18 protein-coding genes and 1 tRNA gene are annotated in these 19208 nt (G+C 65.1%); 3 read left to right on the forward strand and 16 right to left on the reverse strand.

Features of this window, described 5'->3' with window-relative positions; genetic code table 11:
• Window positions 1-115: 115 nt before the first annotated feature.
• The 3 genes from HMI57_RS07235 to HMI57_RS07245 all read left to right on the forward strand — a co-directional run bounded on the left by HMI57_RS07235 (window position 116) and on the right by HMI57_RS07245 (window position 2652).
• On the forward strand, window positions 116-1156 hold the full coding sequence (locus HMI57_RS07235; protein ID WP_171585279.1) for a GGDEF domain-containing protein: 1041 nt from the start codon (window positions 116-118) through the stop codon (window positions 1154-1156).
• A gap of 80 nt (window positions 1157-1236) precedes the next feature.
• Window positions 1237-1521, forward strand: a complete 285-nt coding sequence (locus HMI57_RS07240) for a hypothetical protein (RefSeq protein ID WP_171585260.1) — start codon at window positions 1237-1239, stop codon at window positions 1519-1521.
• Between the two features lie 111 nt (window positions 1522-1632).
• Window positions 1633-2652 carry a DUF808 domain-containing protein gene (locus HMI57_RS07245; protein ID WP_171585280.1) on the forward strand — a complete coding sequence of 340 codons (1020 nt, stop codon included), beginning with the start codon at window positions 1633-1635 and terminating at the stop codon, window positions 2650-2652.
• 33 nt (window positions 2653-2685) lie between these two features.
• On the opposite strand, the gene HMI57_RS07250 is transcribed toward HMI57_RS07245, so the two are convergent.
• The 16 genes from HMI57_RS07250 to HMI57_RS07325 all read right to left on the reverse strand — a co-directional run bounded on the left by HMI57_RS07250 (window position 2686) and on the right by HMI57_RS07325 (window position 19168).
• Window positions 2686-3147, reverse strand: coding sequence for a hypothetical protein (locus HMI57_RS07250; RefSeq protein ID WP_171585281.1), 462 nt, complete (start codon window positions 3145-3147; stop codon window positions 2686-2688).
• 9 nt (window positions 3148-3156) lie between these two features.
• Window positions 3157-3771, reverse strand: coding sequence for a hypothetical protein (locus HMI57_RS07255; protein ID WP_171585282.1), 615 nt, complete (start codon window positions 3769-3771; stop codon window positions 3157-3159).
• Between the two features lie 170 nt (window positions 3772-3941).
• Window positions 3942-4017 (reverse strand) — tRNA-Ala (locus HMI57_RS07260).
• 107 nt (window positions 4018-4124) lie between these two features.
• The gene (locus HMI57_RS07265) at window positions 4125-4805 is read right to left on the reverse strand and encodes a histidine phosphatase family protein (RefSeq protein WP_171585283.1); all 681 of its coding nucleotides are present in this window, start codon (window positions 4803-4805) and stop codon (window positions 4125-4127) included.
• The gene (gene rsfS, locus HMI57_RS07270) at window positions 4802-5242 is read right to left on the reverse strand and encodes a ribosome silencing factor (protein WP_171585284.1); all 441 of its coding nucleotides are present in this window, start codon (window positions 5240-5242) and stop codon (window positions 4802-4804) included. Before rsfS ends, HMI57_RS07265 begins: the two co-directional genes overlap by 4 nt.
• 31 nt (window positions 5243-5273) lie before the next feature.
• Window positions 5274-5945 carry a hypothetical protein gene (locus HMI57_RS07275; protein ID WP_171585285.1) on the reverse strand — a complete coding sequence of 224 codons (672 nt, stop codon included), beginning with the start codon at window positions 5943-5945 and terminating at the stop codon, window positions 5274-5276.
• Between the two features lie 7 nt (window positions 5946-5952).
• Window positions 5953-6576 (reverse strand): nicotinate-nucleotide adenylyltransferase, encoded by a 624-nt coding sequence (nadD, locus tag HMI57_RS07280; RefSeq protein ID WP_318779248.1) that lies wholly within the window; start codon window positions 6574-6576, stop codon window positions 5953-5955.
• A gap of 60 nt (window positions 6577-6636) precedes the next feature.
• Window positions 6637-6882 (reverse strand): hypothetical protein, encoded by a 246-nt coding sequence (locus tag HMI57_RS07285; RefSeq protein ID WP_171585286.1) that lies wholly within the window; start codon window positions 6880-6882, stop codon window positions 6637-6639.
• Between the two features lie 93 nt (window positions 6883-6975).
• Complete coding sequence (locus HMI57_RS07290; RefSeq protein ID WP_171585287.1) at window positions 6976-8259, reverse strand: glutamate-5-semialdehyde dehydrogenase; 1284 nt, start codon at window positions 8257-8259, stop codon at window positions 6976-6978.
• Between the two features lie 9 nt (window positions 8260-8268).
• Window positions 8269-9402, reverse strand: a complete 1134-nt coding sequence (proB, locus tag HMI57_RS07295) for a glutamate 5-kinase (protein ID WP_171585288.1) — start codon at window positions 9400-9402, stop codon at window positions 8269-8271.
• 7 nt (window positions 9403-9409) lie between these two features.
• Window positions 9410-11029 carry a GTPase ObgE gene (gene obgE, locus HMI57_RS07300; protein ID WP_318779247.1) on the reverse strand — a complete coding sequence of 540 codons (1620 nt, stop codon included), beginning with the start codon at window positions 11027-11029 and terminating at the stop codon, window positions 9410-9412.
• Window positions 11030-11147: 118 nt separating this feature from the next.
• Window positions 11148-11408, reverse strand: a complete 261-nt coding sequence (rpmA, locus tag HMI57_RS07305) for a 50S ribosomal protein L27 (RefSeq protein ID WP_081743419.1) — start codon at window positions 11406-11408, stop codon at window positions 11148-11150.
• 35 nt (window positions 11409-11443) lie between these two features.
• Window positions 11444-11752 carry a 50S ribosomal protein L21 gene (gene rplU, locus HMI57_RS07310; protein ID WP_019482657.1) on the reverse strand — a complete coding sequence of 103 codons (309 nt, stop codon included), beginning with the start codon at window positions 11750-11752 and terminating at the stop codon, window positions 11444-11446.
• 282 nt (window positions 11753-12034) lie between these two features.
• Window positions 12035-15337 (reverse strand): Rne/Rng family ribonuclease, encoded by a 3303-nt coding sequence (locus HMI57_RS07315; RefSeq protein WP_171585289.1) that lies wholly within the window; start codon window positions 15335-15337, stop codon window positions 12035-12037.
• Window positions 15338-15712: 375 nt separating this feature from the next.
• Window positions 15713-17686, reverse strand: coding sequence for a 1-deoxy-D-xylulose-5-phosphate synthase (dxs, locus tag HMI57_RS07320; protein WP_171585290.1), 1974 nt, complete (start codon window positions 17684-17686; stop codon window positions 15713-15715).
• A gap of 168 nt (window positions 17687-17854) precedes the next feature.
• Window positions 17855-19168 carry a class I SAM-dependent RNA methyltransferase gene (locus tag HMI57_RS07325; protein WP_171585291.1) on the reverse strand — a complete coding sequence of 438 codons (1314 nt, stop codon included), beginning with the start codon at window positions 19166-19168 and terminating at the stop codon, window positions 17855-17857.
• Window positions 19169-19208: the final 40 nt, after the last annotated feature.

Below are 19208 nucleotides of genomic sequence, written 5' to 3' on the forward strand. Positions count from 1 at the left end.
CAAGATTCCTGTCGCATCACCCAGACAGGATGAACCCTGACCGGGGATCTGCTGTAGGTTGTCCATAAGTCGTGCCAAGAAGCGTATTGGTTGGCTTCCGAACAGCAAGGTCAACATGTCATCAACCCGAGGTAGTGCCTCGCCGGGCAGCGTTGCCAGCTTCCTGAAGTGGATGCAGCGGACCCGTCCCTTCCCGTACTCGCGGGAGGTTTCGGCTGCCGCGATGGCCCTGTTCTATTTGGTCGGGGGCGTGACGATGTTGCTGGTGCTGTTGTTCCCCCATCCGCCGACTCTCAATAACGCACTCCTGGCGGGTCTGGGAGTGCCGCTCGTCCTCGCTGGCATCACTATTCTCCTGCTGCGTCACCGGATTCCCGCCGCGGCTCAACCCTGGCTGCTGGCGACCGGCACGGTCGTCGTCACTATCTTGACGGCTACCGGGGGAAGTACCTCGGGGGTGGTTTCTTTCAGCTTCTTCTACCTATGGATCGTCATCTACGCCCTGCTGTTCCTCAATCCCCTGGTAGCGGCACTCCAGATAGGGTTTGCCGCCGTCACCTATCTGGGGGTGACTGTCCTCTTGGTCCGGGATGAAGCCACTCACCTGACGGTCTTCGAACCGATTGCCCTGATCACCGTGATCTCGACGACGGGCGGTGTCATCATGTGGCTGTCCCAAGCCCGCGAACAGAGCGAAATCGACCCGTTGACCCTGATCATCAATCGTCGGGGCCTGGACCGAATTCTTCACGCCGCGCTGAGCGGGGATGGCACGCCGCGCCGTTCCCTGGTGGCGGGGCTGATCGACGTCGACCATTTCAAGGAGGTGAACGATCTTCAGGGCCACGCAGCTGGAGATCAGCTTCTTGAGGAACTCACCAGTAAGTGGCAGCAGGCGCTGCGGGCGGAAGACACCCTCGGCAGGCTCGGAGGCGACGAGTTCGTGGTTCTGCTGCCCGGTTGCGCCCCCGCAGACGCGGACCTGATCCTGGAGCGCCTCCGTTCCGTTGCCTTGCAATTCAAAGTCTCCTGCTCAGTGGGGGCAGCGCTGGCCGAACCCGGCGATAGCGCGTCAATGCTTCTTGGCCGGGCGGATACCGCCCTCTACCAGGCGAAGAACCTGGGTCGTAACCAGGTCGCCTGGGCGGCGAGCTAGCAGGTTCGCTACCGAAACGTGACAGACCTGTTGCGGTTTTGTGCTCCCCCGCCAAATACTCCCGCGCCACAATGGGCCCCATGAGACTGGTGAACGGATTCGTTGGGACATCCTGGCAGTGGCTTCGCATCAATCCAGGTGCCCTGCCCTCCATCATCGCGCTGGTTGCCGTCACCGTGTTCTGGGTCGTCGGTCTCGCTGGTGGGATGTCCTTGCTCAGAGAACATCAACCCCCTCTGACCACGCTGATCGGGTTGTATCTCATGCTCGCGCTGGCCGCCTTCTCGATCATCATCGCTGTACTCGCTGCTTCCGATCTCGCCGGCCGCCTGGCCGGGAAAAGGCGTGGATACCGTCGGATCTAAGGATCCATTCGATCGGCCCACTTGGTCATATACTCAGTGCATGCCGATCACCAGCCTGACCTATGGCTTCCGCGCCCTGCACCCCTCCACGTTCCAGTGTGGGGGCGCCCTGTGAGCGGCGGTCTTGTCGCACTGCTCGACGATGTCGCGGCCCTCGCCCGGATTGCTGCCGCGTCCGTGGATGATGTCGCAGCCGGCGCTGCCAAGGCGGGAGCCAAAGCAGCGGGCGTAGTGATCGACGACGCCGCAGTAACGCCTCAGTACATGTCCGGGGCCGACCCATCCCGCGAACTGCCAATGATCAAGCGAATCTTCTGGGGCTCCCTGCGGAACAAGCTATTGATCATCCTTCCCGCGCTGCTACTGATCAGCGCCTTCATCCCGTGGATCATCCCGTTCATCCTCATGGCGGGTGGCACGTACCTCTGCTACGAGGGTGCGGAGAAGGTCTGGCACAAGCTCCGTGGCCAGCATGCGGCCGAGAAAACTCCCGCTGTCGACCGCGGTCCTGAAGCGGAGGCGAAGGTCACCAAGGGTGCCATCACCACCGACTTCATCCTGTCGTGCGAGATCATGGTGATTTCCATGAACGAGGTGGCCGACGAGTCGATCTGGGTCCGGGCGATTATCCTGGTCGTCGTGGCGATCGCCATTACCGTCATCGTGTACGGAGCGGTTGCACTGATCGTCAAGATGGACGATATCGGCCTGCACCTGACGACCAAGGATTCCGCAGGGTCCAAGCGTTTCGGTGAAATGCTGGTCAAAGGAATGCCGTCGGTCCTGGCCACGATCACGCTGATCGGGACCGTTGCCATGCTGTGGGTTGGTGGTCACATCATGTTGCAGGGTGCCTACGACCTCGGCTGGCACGCCCCCTATGATCTGGTGCATGTCCTTGAGGCGCCCTTCGCTGGAATCGCCGTCGTCGGCGGTTTCCTGGCCTGGCTTGTGAACACCCTGTGCTCAGCGGTCCTCGGACTCATCTGGGGCCTCATCGTGATGGCCATCGTGCACCCGGTCATTAAGGCGCTGCCGTTCGGCAAGAACAAGGGTGGCCACGAAGAAGGCGACCTCCGCGCCGCGATCGCTGGACACCGGCCGAAGCACGACTCGGAGCGGGCCTCCTAGGTTCGGTCACCCACCCCGCACGACCATCACCCCTCAGTCGGCACGGCTGTCGGCAGGGGCGACGATGGCGCTTTCCGGCTCAGTGGCCAACGCCAGCTGCCGCTCGCGCTTGGCCGCAGAACGGTCCGCTAGATACCCAGCGAAGATTAGGAACGCGGTGCCGACAGCCATCCACAGACGCGGCTGCTGGGCTCCGAACTGGCGGAGCTTCCGCTCCAGCCGTCGATCGATTGCCTCGCTCGTAGCAGCGAAGCGAAGCGCCGCACCACCTGTGGCGAGCCCTGTCAGGACCCTCAGGGGAAGTTGTTTACCTCCTGAGGTGACTCCCACGTAGAAACCCGACACAACGGCGGATACCACCCGCATCGTGCGGCGGTCCCGATCATTCAGCTTCGCATCGTCAACAAGCGTCAGCCCTCCCATAACGCCAACAGAAGCTATGCCAAAGACCGGCGATGCCGGGTCCGTCAACGCACTACGCAAGTGGATCGTCACGAATTGTCCTCACATGTCGCCGGAGACAAGAGCTGGCTCCGTATCTTTCAGAAACCTTTGGGTCTTGCGGAAGTGCCAGATCATCACAACGAGCAGGCAAGCCGAAACGAGTGCGAGGAGCGCCCAGAATAGCCGGAACGTAGAACCAAGGTAGATTCCGCCGGCGAATATCATCAGCTGGCCGTTAGCGATCGAGAGTTGCAGCGCCAACCCCTGCAGCATCTGAATGGCGACTCCGCGGGCTACCACTACCTGATCATCCTGAACCGGTGCGGCTCCATTGATCTGCTTCCTAATACTCCGGGAGTCGTCCTTATGGAGCAAAATGTTCACCGATGCACGATCAGGCGTGACCAGCGGATTCACCTTCTTGCTGGCGTAGACAAACCCGTAGACCAGGGTCAAAATACCCGATACCTGCAGCGCGCCGGATGCTGTGGTGGTCCAGGCTACGGGTTCGTCGAAGACCAGGACCACGATTACGGCGACGGCGACGCCGATCAGCAGGATCACTGGGGTGACCGTGGTGTAGTAGCGGCGAACGGCTACGCCCACTCCTCCGTCGGCGAGGCCAAGGGCAGCCCGTTCCGCGCGGGCCCACTTCGTCGATCGATCATCGGTCACTGTTTCCCCCACGCCGTCCGTTCTCAACGCATTGCTTGTATCGTACGTGCGGCGGGAGACTTTGGCGGCGCAGTCGGGGGGTGAACTGCACGTACAACCAGCAGTGGGTCGGCGGGGTAAAGAAAAATCCGCTGGGACGACGGCTACAAGCCGTTGTCCCAGCGGATCATTGGTGGAGCTAAGGGGATTCGAACCCCTGACCCCCTGCATGCCATGCAGGTGCGCTACCAGCTGCGCCATAGCCCCAATTCCTTGGTGCCACCCCGCCGAACCGGCCGGAGCAACTTGTTTAGTTTAGTCAACAATCGGCCCCCTGCAAAATCGGCCGGTTTCTGGCCGGTCAGTAAGGGCATCTAGCCTTCCAGCGGCGTGGATGGCATCGATGCCAACCCCACATTGTGCTCGGTCAGCTGCCACTTGTTTCGGGCTTCCGGACCCTGATCCAGCTCCTCGAGAACCGACCAATGGCAGTTGGAGACCCCCGACAGGGACGCCCAGAGTTCCGGTGGCAGTCCCATCAGCGCAGCAAGCCCCGCCCGGATCGATCCGCCGTGGCTCGTCACCACCAGGGTCTGCCCAGGGCCAAGATCCGCCACGGCCTCGAGGGTACCTTCAGCCATTCGCCGGCCCACGTCCAGACGGCTCTCGCCGCCCCCGGCAAGCATGGTGGGGTCCCCGCCATGCCACGCGGCCTGATCTGCAGGAAACCGTGACGCAATCTCGGCGAAGGACAACCCCTGCCACTGCCCCGCGTAGGTCTCCCGCAACCGGGGATCCAGCTCCACGGTGACGCCGGTCAACGACGCCAGCTCATTCGCGGTGGCAACAGTTCGGGCAAGGTCGGAGGAGTAGATACGCGAAGGCGCCAGGTACACCAGTTCAGCAGCGGCCTCCCGTGCCTGCTGTTGACCCAGCTCGTCGAGCGGGATGTCCTCCTGCCCCTGGAACAATCCCCGGGCATTCCAGTCGGTCCGCCCGTGCCGCCAGAACACGATCCTCCGGGCGCCCGCCGATCCGGCGGCGTTGAACCTCACCCGGCGTCAGGAGAGGTGGCGTCGTTGGCCAATGAAGGACCTGCTGCAGGTGTTGACGACGTCGACGCTGCGGGCGCGTCTTCCAGCTGCAGGTCAATGACCGGGCAGTCACCCCATAGGCGCTCCAGCGCATAGAAGACACGGTCCTCTTCATGCTGGACGTGAATTACGACATCCAGGTAATCCAGCAGAACCCAGCGGCCTTCGCTGCGTCCCTCCCGGCGGACGGGCTTGAGATCCCGCTTGGCCAGTTCCTCTTCGATGCCATCGACAATCGAATTGACCTGCCGTTCGCTGGATGCCGAAGCAACCAGGAAGACATCGGTAATCGCCAGCCGTTCGCTGACGTCAATAGCCACAATGTCCTGGCCAATTTTGTCCGAGGCTGCATGTGCAGCCGCCCGGGCAATTGCGATGGACGTTTCGTTAGCGCTCACGTATCTCCTTGTGTGTAGTCAGCCGTCAGGTTCAATTGAAGACCCCGGTGATCATAATGACCCCGGTGATCAGCGCCAGGGCGCCCAGACTGACAATCGAATATTGCAATAGCTGCAGGCGCTTGACCCGCCCCAGCCCCGCCGTCATGGCATCGAGTGGTTCGAGACCGTGCGCAGTGCGTGCGCCGATCGGATCGGCCCGCTCCGGGGCGGCGTTCCCGGGTTCCGGCGTCGTCATTGACGTGGAACCGGGCGTCGTCGCGCCTGGTGGTTGGAAGGCAGCGACCGGCAGCCCGACGAACCTGCCGGACGAGAAGATCGAAAGGTTGTGGGCGGCCGTCGGGTCGTCAACGCCCGGCTCGGAGCCGAGACCCACCAGGGCGTGCTGCGTTTCCTCGATGGAAGGTTGCTGCACCGTCAGGGCGCGCGTGTTCAGGGCTGCCGCCCGGTCCGCGAGGGCTTTTTGCTGCTTCAGAACTTCCGGGTCTACCGCAAAGGGATCATCGTCCCCGGACTCCTGCAGCAGGGCGACATGCTCCTGCGCCTGAGCCTGGATGGAGGGTTCGTCACTACGACGACGGCGGTCCCGCCTTCCTCCTTCACGGACCGGTCCAAGACCGGTCACGGGACGGTCGACGTCGGCGTTCGTCCCGCGCAGATCCCGTCGCTTCCGCTCGTGCGCGGAATCGTTGCCGTTCGTCATTGGTTTCTCACCCAGTAGTAGATTTCAGTTCGTTGTGTCGGACGGGATGTTCCAGACGCTGCCCGGCCACTGCCTCATCCCGGTAAAGACCGTGCTTGGCAATGTACTGGACCACGCCGTCGGGCACCAGGTACCAGACCGGATCCCCGGCAGCCACCCGCAGCCGGCAATCCGTCGAGGAAATGGCCATGGCTGGCACTTCCAGCAAACTCACGTCCCTGCCTCCCCCATCGAGTTCGTGGCCTGGTCGGGTGACCCCTACGAAATGGGCGAGGGACCACAGTTCGTCGGCGTTCTTCCAGGACAGGATCTGAGCCATGGCATCGGCGCCGGTGATGAAGAACAGTTCAGCCTCGGGCCGGGCCGCCTTCAGGTCGCGCAGCGTATCGATGGTGTAGGTGGGACCGGGGCGGTCAATATCCACGCGGCTCACCGTGAAGTTCGGGTTGGACGCCGTCGCCACGACCGTCATCAGGTAGCGATGCTCAGCCGGGCTGACTGCCCGTTCCGCTTTTTGCCACGGCTGCCCGGTGGGCACGAACACTACCTCGTCGAGGTTGAAGACTGCAGCCACTTCGCTGGCTGCGACAAGGTGCCCATGGTGGATGGGGTCGAAGGTACCGCCCATCACCCCAAGTCGCCACGGGCGGCCGTCCGCGTGTGCCCTATCGGCTGGATTCACGTCCCGTGGCTAGCGGCGCGTGGCTTCGCCGTGGTCATGCTTGTTAGGGTGCTGCTTGTGCGGGTCAGCGTGCTCCTCAACGGCGTCGTGACGGTTCCCGAGGCTGGTGAAGGCCAGGGTGATGAACATCAGCGCCAGCAGCGCTCCCATGATGATGACCCCGTACAGTACGGGATCCATCGGAAGTTCGACGTGTACCGCGTGTCCGCCGGTCTCGGCAGCGACAACTGCGGCATCGAGAAACTGAGAAAGCATAAATTCTCCCCTTGAAATCAAGTTAGTACGTGGCCGGTCAGCACAAACCGGCGGATAGGTTCCCTACCATGTTACGCGCATTGGGGCACTGTCCTAGGCCCGGACCTGCCCATCGCCCTGAAGGATCCATTTGGTAGTAGTCAGCTCACGCAATCCCATTGGCCCGCGCGCATGCATCTTCTGGGTGGAGATTCCCACCTCGGCGCCTAGTCCCAGCTCTGCCCCATCGGTGAACCGGGTCGAGGCGTTGACGATCACTGCCGCCGAATCGATACCGGCGATGAACTGCTCAGCGTTGCCCAGGTCGTTGGTGACGATCGCTTCGGTGTGGCCGGTGGTCCACCGTCGAATGTGCGCCATGGCCTCATCCAGGGAATCCACTGTCGCCACCGCGAGGTCCAGGTCCATGTACTCCCTGGCCCAGTCATCGTCGGTGGCCAGGATGGCGCTGACGCCGTCGGGCAACGCGTCGAGGGTCCGTTGGTCCGCGTGGATGCGCACCCCGGCTGCCACGAGCGCCCGCAGCACGTCGCCGGTGGCGACGGCGTCGCGGTGCACCAGCAGGGTCTCGACGGTGTTACAGACACTGGGGCGTTGGGTTTTCGCATTGAGGAGGATGTCCACGGCCATTTTAGGGTCGGCACTGCGATCAACGTAGATGTGCACGTTGCCCTCCCCGGTCTCGATCACCGGTACTGCCGAGTTGGTGACAACCGTCTGGATCAGGTCGTGGCCACCACGGGGAATCAGCACGTCCACCCGCCCGCGCGCCTTCATCAGAACGTTGGCGCCCTCACGTCCATACTCGTCGACGCTCTGCACGGCGTCGGCCGGCAGGCCCGAGGTCACCAGCGCGCCCCGGATGATGTCAAGCAGCGCCAAGTTGGTGTGTGCGGCGGCGCTGCCACCACGGAGGATGACCGCGTTGCCGCTCTTGAGCGCCAGCCCGGCGATGTCGACGGTCACGTTGGGCCTGGCCTCGTAGATCGCGGCGACGACGCCGAGGGGTACATGGACCTGGCGCATCCGGACACCGTTGGGCAGAGTCTGTCCGCGCTCAAGTGAGCCCACAGGATCGGGAAGTCCCGCGAGGTTCGTCAGGGCTGCCGCCAGCCCCTCAATGCGTTCATTGGAGAGGCTAAGACGGTCAAGGAGCGCCTTCGAGGTGCCGTTCGCGTGCCCTGCCTCAACATCGAGTGCGTTGGCGGCGAGGATCCCGGCACCGTTGGCTACCAGGGCCTCACCGATCGCGAGGAGTGCCTGGTCCTTGGCGGCCCGGTTGGCGGCGGCTAGCTGCCGTGCCGCCACGCGCGAGCGGTCAGCGATGGCGTGCACCGCAGTGGTCACATCTGTCTGCTGTTCGGTCACGGAAGTCATTGACCCAGTCTAGCGAAGCACCACGAGGTCGTTGACGTGGACCACTGAACGCTCATATTCGCGGCCCAGCTCCTTGGAGAGCTCACGGGTGGTCCGGCCCAACATCCTGGGCAGTTCGAAGGAACTGTAGTTGACCAGTCCATGTGCGACGACGCCGCCCTGCGGGTCCAGCATGGCCACCGGGTCGCCGGCTTCGAAGTCGCCTCCGACCGAGACAATGCCGGCGGGCAGCAGGGAGCGCCGCCGTTCGCCGACGGCTTTCGCTGCGCCGTCGTCGAGGGTCAGGGTGCCCCGGATGTCTGCCAGGTGGGCCAGCCACAGGAGGCGAATCGGCTTGCGTCGGCCGTTGGTGCTGAACCAGGTGCCGACGTCGGCGCCGGCCAGTGCTGCCGCCGCGTTGTCGGTTGATGTGACCAGCGCAGGGATTCCGGAGCTCGCGGCAATGGTCGCCGCCTCCACCTTGGTCACCATGCCACCGGTACCGACCCCGGCCTTGCCGGTGCGCCCGATCTCGACGCCCTCGAGGTCCTGTGGACCGCTGACCTCGGGAATCCGCTGGGCGTCGTCCTTGGGCGGTCCGTCGTACAGGGAGTCGACGTCGGAGAGCAGCACCAGCGCGTCAGCCTTTACGAGGTGCGCCACCAGGGCGGCCAGGCGGTCGTTGTCACCAAACCGGATCTCGTGGCTGGCGACGGTGTCGTTCTCGTTGACGATGGGAACAACACCGAAATTCAGCAGCCGCTCCATAGCCCGATGGGCGTTGGCGTAGTGGCCGCGGCGGATCAGATCCTCGGCGGTAAGCAGTACCTGGCTGACCGTGACGCCATGGGCACCGAACGCGGCCGTGTACCGGGCCATCAGCAGGCCCTGGCCAACACTCGCGGCGGCCTGCTGGGAGGACAGCTGGTTGGGCCGTCGTTTCAGCCCGAGCGGCGCCAGGCCGGCCGCGATGGCACCGCTGGACACCAGGATCACCTCGGTGCCCTCGTTGCGGCGGGCGGCGAGGACGTCGGACAGGCCTACCAGAGCTTCCTCGGACAGACCACCGGAGATGGAGGTCAGCGAGGATGATCCCACCTTCACGACAATCCGCTTCGCCTTTGCGAGGCCCGAACGGGTTCTCAGGGGACGTTTAGCCGTCATCGTCACCTCAGTGTCCGGTTTTTTCGTCATCCGCTGCTGGTGCCGGCTCATCAACCTGCGGCTGATCAGGATCGGCCCCCGGTCCGGTACGGGTCTTGTAGTTGACCGATTCAGTCCAGATCCCGGCCTTGCGCTCGGTCTCCAGATCGGCCCGGGCCGCGGCGCGTGCATCCTTGCGGTCCTGGTAGTCCTCGCGCTTTTCATCGCGGGTGGGTCGCACGAACTCCGCCAGGCGGATATCGGTGCCACGCGGTGACGCGAGCAGCTCCGCGCCGCCCATCATGGTTGGCTCCCAGTCGAAGACGACGCCGTCGTCCTCGCCGATCACCACAGTGTCGCCGGGCTTGGCGCCGCTCTTGAACAGCTGTTCCTCGACACCGAGCTTCGCCAGCCGGTCCGCCAGGTAGCCGACGGCTTCGTCGTTGTTGAAGTCGGTCTGCTTGACCCAGCGCTCGGGCTTCTCACCGATGACACGGAACAGCGGCAGGAGGTTTTTCTCCTCGTTCCGGATGATGAAACCGCGGGAGTTGACGGCGCGGGGGCGGAGCACGGGCGGGGTGATCTTCGGCGGGGTGGCCTTGAGCTCGGCGCGGGCGGCGGTCACGATCTCGCCCATCGCGAAGCCGAGCTGCCGGAGCCCCTCGTGGCTGGAAGCCGACACCTCGAAGACGCGGTACCCGCGTGCCTCGAGTTCGGGCCGGACGAAGGACGCCATGTCCTTGCCATCGGGGACATCGACCTTGTTCAGGGCAATCAGTTTGGGGCGCTGGTTCAGCGGGACGACGTCGCCGTCGGGGCCCGCGAAGCTCATGTCGACCGCGTACTTTTCGAGCTCGCGCTCGATGATGTCAAGGTCATTGAGCGGGTTGCGGTCGGACTCAAGCGTGGCGCAGTCCAGGACGTGGACCAGCGCGGCACAGCGCTCGACGTGGCGCAGGAAGTTGTGGCCGAGGCCCTTGCCCTCGCTGGCACCCTCGATCAAGCCGGGCACGTCGGCGATCGTGTACCGGACATCGCCGGACTCCACGACGCCAAGGTTCGGCACCAGCGTGGTGAAGGGGTAGTCAGCAATCTTGGGGCGGGCCGCGGACATGGCTGCGACGAGGCTGGACTTGCCGGCGGAGGGGAAACCAACCAGCGCGATATCGGCAATGGACTTCAGTTCCAGCACAATGTCGCGGGCGTCGCCGGGGATACCGAGCAGCGCGAAGCCGGGTGCCTTGCGCTTCTGGGAGGAGAGCGAGGAGTTGCCGAGTCCGCCCTGGCCACCGGAGGCAGCGACGAATTCGGCGCCTTCCCCGACCAGATCGGCGAGCACTTCGCCGTCCTTGGTCTTGACGACGGTGCCGTCAGGCATGGGGAGGATCAGGGTCTCGCCCTGCTTGCCTCCGCGCCAGTCGCCCATCCCGTTGCCGCCGTTGGTGGCGTGACGGTGCGGGGCGTGGTGGTAGTCCAGGAGGGTGGTGGTCTGCGAACTAACGCGCAGGATCACGCTTCCGCCGTCGCCACCGTTGCCACCATCGGGCCCGCCCAGCGGCTTGAACTTTTCACGCTTGACGGAAACGCAGCCATGACCGCCGGTACCGCCCGACACATGCAGAACCACCCGGTCAACGAAGCTTGCCACGTTGAACTCCTTCAGAATTTTTGGATTTGGTGCCGAGTGTATCCCGGCTTAAAAAGAAAGTGGGGCGAGCCGGATCGGCTCACCCCACCTCACTGCCTAATGCTTGGTTGCGCAGAAACTACTCTGCGACTGCGCCGACGATGTTGACGACGCGGCGTCCACGACGGCTACCGAACTCTACCGAGCCGGCCTCCAGTGCGAACAGCGTGTCGTCTCCGCCGCGGCCAACGCCAGCGCCGGGGTGGAAGTGGGTGCCACGCTGGCGGACGATGATCTCGCCGGCCTTGACAACCTGTCCACCGAACCGCTTGACGCCGAGGTACTGGGCGTTCGAATCGCGACCGTTGCGAGTGGAACTCGCACCCTTCTTATGTGCCATCTGCTTTGCCTACCTTTTGATAAAGAACGAAGAGGTTACTTGATGCCTGTGATCTTGACGCGGGTCAGTTCCGAACGGTGACCCTGGCGCTTCTTGTAGCCGGTCTTGTTCTTGAACTTCTGGATGACAATCTTCGGTCCACGAAGATTCTCAATGATCTCGGCAGTGACAGCGACCTTGGCCAGGTCATCTGCTGCTGAGGTTACCTTGTCGCCGTCGACCAGGAGGAGGGCGGGCAGCTGAAAGCTGCTGCCGGCCTTACCGGTGACGCGGTCAAGGGTTACGAGGTCTCCCACGGAAACCTTTTCTTGCCGGCCGCCTGCGCGGACAATCGCGTACACCACTTGGGAACTCACTTCTCTCGACAACTATGCTTGGAAAACTACTGTGTGCGTACTTACACCGGTAAACCATACTATTTGGTCCTACCGCTGACGCTGTGCATCGACGCCCCGGATAACCGGTTAGAAGGCGAACGCACCGAAGATCAAGATTACGCCAGAGCGGCGGTTTCCTGCAAATCCTCCCAGGGTGGGCGAGTCGCGGGAACCTCCGAACCGGGACGAGCCGCTCCCCCACCCCTGGCCCTCCCGTGGGAGGGCCAGCGGCACGGGAGCAGCCCACCGCTACAACTCGGAGGCGGGAACCCCTACCCCAAGGATCATTGGCTCATCCTTGGCTGGCACTGCTGCCGGGGACTTTCGGGGTGCCACGGCGGTTGCGACGAACCGTGCCACCGGCTGCTCGGCGATCTCTGCGGCATCGGGCTGCTTCCGCTCGATGGTGGCGGTCGCGGCAGTCCCCTGGGGGCTGCCGGCACGCCGGCGGTTACGGCGGGGGCTGCGAGGCTCCTCTGCAGGGCTCACCGGTTGCTGCGTGGGACCGGACGATCCGGTCTCACGCGACACAGCACGCGCCGGCTGCTGGGCGGCGGCAGTCCGTTCGTTGGTCGACTGCCGGGACCGTCGTCCACTGGCCGGCTGTTCGTTGCCCGGCCGTTCAGAAACCGGCTGTTCGGATGAGGGTTGTTCGGACACCGGCTGATCATTAGTCGGCTGTTCGGACGTGGGCTTGCGGTCGAACGCCTGGGTGAGGCTGTCGAGGGTCAGGCGACGTGCTTCCTGGACCTCGGCGTCGCTGCTCTCCGCGCGGGGGAGGCTTACCGTTTCCCCGTTGATGGTGAGCACCACTTCGGCGGCCTCGTCAGCCGCAGGGTGGCCCTGAGCCTCATGGGCGGCGTGGGTGGCTGCGGCGATGCTCGCGAGGGCCACCCGGGCCGCTTCAGCCCGTGCCTGCCGCTCGGCGTCGTTCTGCGGCGCCTCGGGAGCCTGCTGCTCCTCGTCGGCAGGTGAGGAGGACCGGCTCCGGTTGCGCTTGCGCTCGCTCCGGGACACCTTCTCCTGCCGGAGGTGCTGCTGGTGGTTGTCCGGCGAGACAACATGCCGTTTGTGTTCCACCGGCTCGTCGTGGGTGACGACTCCGCGCCCACCACAGTGCTCGCAGTTCTCACCGAAGACCTCCAGCAGGCCGGTGCCCATCCGCTTCCGGGTCATCTGGACCAGCCCCAGCGAGGTAACTTCGGCAACCTGATGCTTGGTGCGGTCACGGCCCAGGCACTCGACCATCCTACGGAGCACCAGGTCCCGGTTGGCTTCCAGGACCATGTCGATGAAGTCAATGACGATGATCCCGCCAATGTCGCGCAGGCGCAGCTGGCGGACCACTTCCTCCGCCGCCTCCAGGTTGTTCTTGGTGACGGTCTCCTCGAGGTTTCCACCGCTGCCGGTGAACTTGCCCGTGTTGACGTCAACAACCGTCATCGCCTCGGTGCGGTCAATCACGAGTGACCCGCCGGAGGGGAGGAACACCTTCCGGTCGAGTGCCTTGTGGATCTGTTCATCGATCCGGCTGGCGAAGAAGATATCCTCGTTGCCGGTCCACTTCTCCAGGCGGCCCACCAGGTCCGGGGCCACGTACATGACGTAGGCCTCGATGGTGTCCCAGGCTTCATCACCGGAGACGATCAGTTTGGAGAAGTCCTCGTTGAAGACGTCGCGGACCACCTTGATGGTCAGGTCCGGTTCCCCGTAGAGCAGCTCGGGTGCGAGCGACTTGGTGGAGCCGGACTTGGCCTCGATGTTCTCCCACTGCGACCGCAGCCGGTTGATGTCATGCGTCAGCTCTTCCTCGCTGGCACCCTCCGCAGCGGTGCGCACGATTACCCCGGCATTGTCGGGGAGGCGATCCTTGAGGATGCGCTTGAGCCGGTTGCGTTCCACATCGGGAAGCTTGCGGGAGATTCCGGTCATGGAGCCGCCCGGCACGTACACCAGGTAGCGCCCGGGCAGGGAAATCTGGCTGGTCAGGCGTGCACCCTTATGGCCGACGGGGTCCTTGGTGACCTGCACCAGGACGGTGTCGCCGGACTTCAGGGCAAGCTCGATCCGGCGGGGCTGGCCGTCGAGGCGGGAGGCATCCCAATTGACCTCGCCGGCGTACAGGACGGCGTTGCGGCCGCGGCCAATGTCGACGAACGCTGCCTCCATGCTCGGCAGCACGTTCTGGACCTTGCCCAGGTAAACGTTGCCGATCAGGGAGTCCTGCTGGGTCTTCGACACGAAGTGCTCGGCCAGCAAACCGTCTTCGAGGACAGCGATCTGGATCCTGTCGTCGCGCTGCCTGACGATCATCTGCCGGTCCACCGATTCCCGGCGTGCCAGGAATTCCGCTTCGGTGATCACCTGGCGACGGCGCCCGGTGTCGCGGGATTCGCGCCGGCGCTGCTTCTTGGCTTCCAGCCGGGTGGAGCCCTTGACGCTGGTGACCTTGTTCGAGGGTGCAGTTTCCTGGACCTGCCGGGGTGCTCGCACCCGGGTCACGGTGTTGGGTGGGTCATCATCCTGGCCGCCGGTGAGTTCAAGGTCCTGATCTCCGCGGCGGCGACGACGACGGCGCCGTGAGGTCACTCCCTCGTCGCTGTCGCTGTCCGAGCCATTATCGGCAGCCGGGCCGTTGTCGTTGCTGCCGACGTCCTGGTCGGCGCGGCCCTTGCCCCGGCTTCGGCGGTTACGACGACGGCGGCGCCCACCGGTCTCGGTGTCACCATCCTCGTCGTCCTCGGTGGTGTCCTCGTCGGTGGAGGATGGTGCGGGAGCGGTCTTGCGGGCGGGAGCTGCAACAGCCTGCAGGTCGGGAGCGTGGAACAGCGACGCGGGGATGGCAAAGGGGTCCGCTGCCGACAGGGTCGGTGGGACCTCGGGGGTTTCGGGCACCTGGACCGCTTCGGGGGTTTCCGCAGCGTCCTGCACGGCCTCGCTGGAGGCATACTGGGCCGTGGCTTCCTGGGCAGCCTCTTCCACCGCTGGGGTGGCCTGCGCGGCTGCAGCCTCCTCGGCCGCGGCTTTCTTCTGGGCTACGGTGAGCCGGCGGCGCGGGGCCTTCTTGACAGGGGTCAGCACAGCGTCTGCCGGTGACGTACCTGCCTCGGCATCTCCACTCGCAGCGTCTCCATTCGCAGCGTCGTCGCTGGGTGCGGTGATCGCGGCGTCAGCCTTGCGGGTGGACCGGCGGCGGGCCGGTGCCTTTGCCTTCGGCGCGTCGGCTGGGTCTGCAGGATCAGCGGCTGCCGAGTCCGGCGTCGTCGAACCGGTGGGTGGGGTAGACGGCGCGTCGGGGAGGACGATATCGCTGGTGGTTGCCTTGCGGCTGCGCGAGGCACGACGCTTCGGCGCAACTGGCTCGTCGACTGCCGCAATGTCGGTGGCTGCGGTGTCAATAACCGCTGCGTCGGTGGGTGACTCCTGCGGGGTCTCGGCTGCGGGCTCCACCTTCTTGCGGCGGGTCCTCGGAGCCTTCTTCAATGGAACATCGAGCTGTTCCTGCGTGGGGTCTGACGGATTCTGCTCTGTAGGGTTCTGCTGAGTATCCATATGGTGTTTTGCTCCAGCGCCCCTGCGGCGTCGGCCACATTCCGACGCCCCCGGGGGCAGTATGTCGGTTGTTCGCGGACCTTGGCGCCTCGCGTTTACCGGAAGTCGTCTAAGTGAGCTTCGAGGTCGCACCATCCGTGGGGTGCGGCATCACTCGAAGACCAGTGGCGCTTTTCCTTATCCGCTGCTTTCCCAACGGGTGGCCTGCACAGCGGATTCCCGGCACCCCATCCGTCAGGATGTTTTCACGATGCACGCGGAAGCGTCGCCGGCAGAGCCGGAAGCCTGTCACTGGACCGGCCGGGGAATGTGGTTCCCCTGCCAGCCACGTTCATTGTCTCACAGACTGTTTCTGACACTCCGCTTTTCGGCGGCCTAGAGTTTGGGCAGCTGCCCCGTGACCGGTGAATCCTGACCGGGGAGCGGGCGTGCGACGGGAACACGGGTGCCCAGCACCTGTTCGACCACGTCCTGTGCCACCTTGCGCGCGGTCAATCCGACGCGTTCGAGCACCTCGCTGCGGGTGCCGTGGTCGAGGAACTCAACCGGCAGTCCTACCTCGTTCAATGCGGTGTCCACACCGACGGCACGCATTTCCTGCCGGATCCGTGACCCGACTCCACCCGCCCTGACACCGTCCTCGATCACGATGACAATCCGGTGCTCAGCGGCCATGTCGATGACCGAGCGGCGGACGGGGAGGACCCACCGCGGATCGATGACCGTCGAGCTGATCCCCTGGGCACCCAACCGGTTGGCGACGTCCAGGGCGAGTTCGCTCATCGCGCCGACGCTAACAATGAGGACGTCGTTGCTGCTCGACCCGGTCGGGCGACGAAGCAGCACTTCGACGCCGTCGTCGAGCCGTTCAATGGCTAGCACCTCGGCGCCCACCGCTCCCTTGGAGTAGCGGACCACACTGGGGGCGTCGCCGATGGCGACAGCCTCCCGAAGCTCCTCACGCAGCCGGGTAGCGTCACGGGGAGCGGCCAGGTGCAGCCCGGGAATGATCTGGAGCATGGCCATGTCCCACATCCCGTGGTGGCTTGCGCCGTCGGGGCCGGTGACCCCGGAGCGATCCAGGACCACAGTGACCCCCGCCTTGTGCAGTGCGACATCCATCAGGAGCTGGTCGAAGCCGCGGCCCAGGAAGGTGGCGTACAGGGCAACCACCGGGTGCAGTCCGCCAAACGCCATCCCGGCGGCGCTGGTGAGCGCATGCTGCTCGGCGATTCCGACGTCGAACACGCGTTCCGGGTATTTCTCAGCGAACTTGTGCAGCCCCACAGGGATGAGCATGGCGCCGGTGATCCCGACGATGTCCTTGCGCTCGTCAGCGATCGCCGTGATCTCGTCGGCGAAGACCGAGGTCCAGGACTGCGGTCCGGCGGCGCCGACCGGCTGACCGGTTTCGGGATCGATGATGCCCACCGCGTGGAACTGGTCGTCGACGTGGGCGCGGGCCGGCGCGTAGCCGTATCCCTTCTCGGTCATCGCATGCACGATCACCGGGCCCTCATAGTTGCGTGCCTGGTGCAGTGCGTGCTCGACGGCTGCCATGTCGTGGCCGTTGATCGGGCCGATGTATTTCATCCCGAGGTCCTCGAACAACCCCTGGGGTGCCCACCAGTCCTTGATGCCCTTTTTCGTGGCGTGCAGGCTCTTGTAGGCGAAACGGCCCAGGGGGCCGCCGTTCTGGAGGCGACGCTTGGACCAGTCGAGGGTGCCCTCGTAGACGGGATGGGTGCGGACGGTGTCGAGGGTGGGCCGCAGCGAGGCCAGGTAGTCGGCAACTCCCCCGATGGTCGGCGCGTAGGACCTGCCGTTGTCGTTGACGACGATCACCACGCGGCGTCGTTTGTCGGCGGCAATGTTGTTGATGGCCTCCCAGGCCATCCCGCCGGTCAGGGCGCCGTCGCCCACCATCACGACTGTGTACCTGTCGCCTTCACCGGCGATCACCCGGGCGCGGGAAATGCCGTCGGCCCAGGACAGGGAGGAGGACGCGTGGGAGCTCTCGACGACGTCGTGCTCGGATTCCGCGCGGGACGGGTACCCGGACAGTCCACCCTGCTGGCGGAGGGTGCTGAAGTCCTGGCGGCCGGTGAGGAGTTTATGCACGTAGGACTGGTGTCCCGTGTCGAAGATCATCGCGTCGCGCGGCGAGTCGAAGACCCTGTGCATCCCAAGGGTCAGTTCGACGACCCCCAGGTTGGGACCGAGGTGCCCTCCGGTCCGGGACACGTTGGTGATCAGGAAGTCACGGATCTCCCCTGCCAGGCGCACCAGCTGGTCGTTGGTGAGCCGGCTAAGGTCCTGGGGGTGGCGGATGGTTTCCAAGAGTCCCATCGGTGCCTCCTTGCGTTGGTCAATCCCGCCGGACGTCCACCCGCGGGTCATTAACTCTAACGCGGGATCTCCGCCAAGGGTGCCCGCCGCCAAAACGCCACGGCACCCGGCGGCGTCCCGGAAGACCGGCCGGGAGCACCGTTTCAGGTGGCCGACCGGTCATCGGACCTAGCCGGCAACCGGGCGCAGCACCGCGAAGGACTCCATATGATGCGTGTGCGGGTACAGGTCGAACACGCGCAGGGTGTCCAGTTCCCAGCCGGCCTGCTGGAAGTATCCGACGTCGCGGGCAAACGATGCCGGGTCGCAGGACACGTACCCGACTGCCCGCGGACCGGCGGCGATCACCTCGGTGATCGCTGCCTGACCGGCGCCGGCACGCGGCGGATCCAGCACCACCACATCGAGTGAGGGTTTCCGCTCCTGGAGCACCCGGTCCACCTTGCCCTGCACGATGTCGACCTGGGTGCGGCCGTGCAGGTTGCGCTTTGCGTCGCGGGACGCGCCGGGAGACCCCTCAACCGCGAGGACACTGCCCGTGTCGCGCACAGCGTCGGCGATCGGCGCCGTGAAGAGCCCGGCCCCCGCGTAGAGATCGGCGGCCCGCTCCCCCGGCTGGATGGCCAGGCCATCCAGGACGGCGCCCATCAGCAGCTCCGGGGCACCCCGGTGAATCTGCCAGAACCCGTCGCCGGTAATCCGGTAGGTGTTGTCCCGCACCGTCTCAGCGAGCCAGGTCTTGCCGCGGACCCGCTCCACTGTCCCCTTTTCGGGGTCCCAGAAGGCCACTGCTGGTCCGTCGAACTGGTGGACGACTGCCGCGGTTTGTTTGCGCCGCGCGCCGGGTGCGGGGACCAGCAGCACGAGGGGCGGTCCGCCCGCTGAGCCGACCGCCACCTCGACCCGCTGGATGCCGGTGAAGTCGATGGTCCACAGCTGGAGCTCGTTGATCGCATCGATGGCCAGGGGCATCTCGGCGACCGGGATCAGTTCGTTGGACCGGTGGGCGTGCATGGCGAGGTGTCCGTCGGGTGCGACGGCGAAGCTTGCCCGGGTGCGCCACCGCAGACCGTCCGGGGATTCGCCGGGAACCGGTTCCACCTCGACCGTGCGCTTCACTCCTGCCAGCCGGCTGAGCTGTTCGCTGAAGACAGTCCCCTTGAGCTCGCGCTGGGCGGGCAGGGCGATGTGCCCAAACTCGGCACCACCCACGGGCGCGGCCCCCCGCTGGGCGGCCAGCAGCGCGTCGGCGAGGGGCCACGGGTGGTTGACCCGGTGCTCGGATGCCTCCAGCACCTCGACCACGTCCGCACGCCAGAATTTCGCGCCGTCGTCGTGCTCAGTGAGCCTGACGCGCACCCTTTCGCCGGGCAGCGCATGGCGCACAAAGATCACCCGACCCTCATGGCGCGCCACGCAGTGGCCACCGTGGGCCACCGGGCCGATGGTGAGGTCGAGGGTGGCTGACGGCTGGTCTGTCACTGTGGGTCCTTAATTACTGCTGGGATAAATACTGCTGTGG

The sequence above is a fragment of the Arthrobacter sp. 260 genome, from assembly GCF_013116745.1.
Classification (GTDB): Bacteria; Actinomycetota; Actinomycetes; order Actinomycetales; family Micrococcaceae; genus Arthrobacter_D.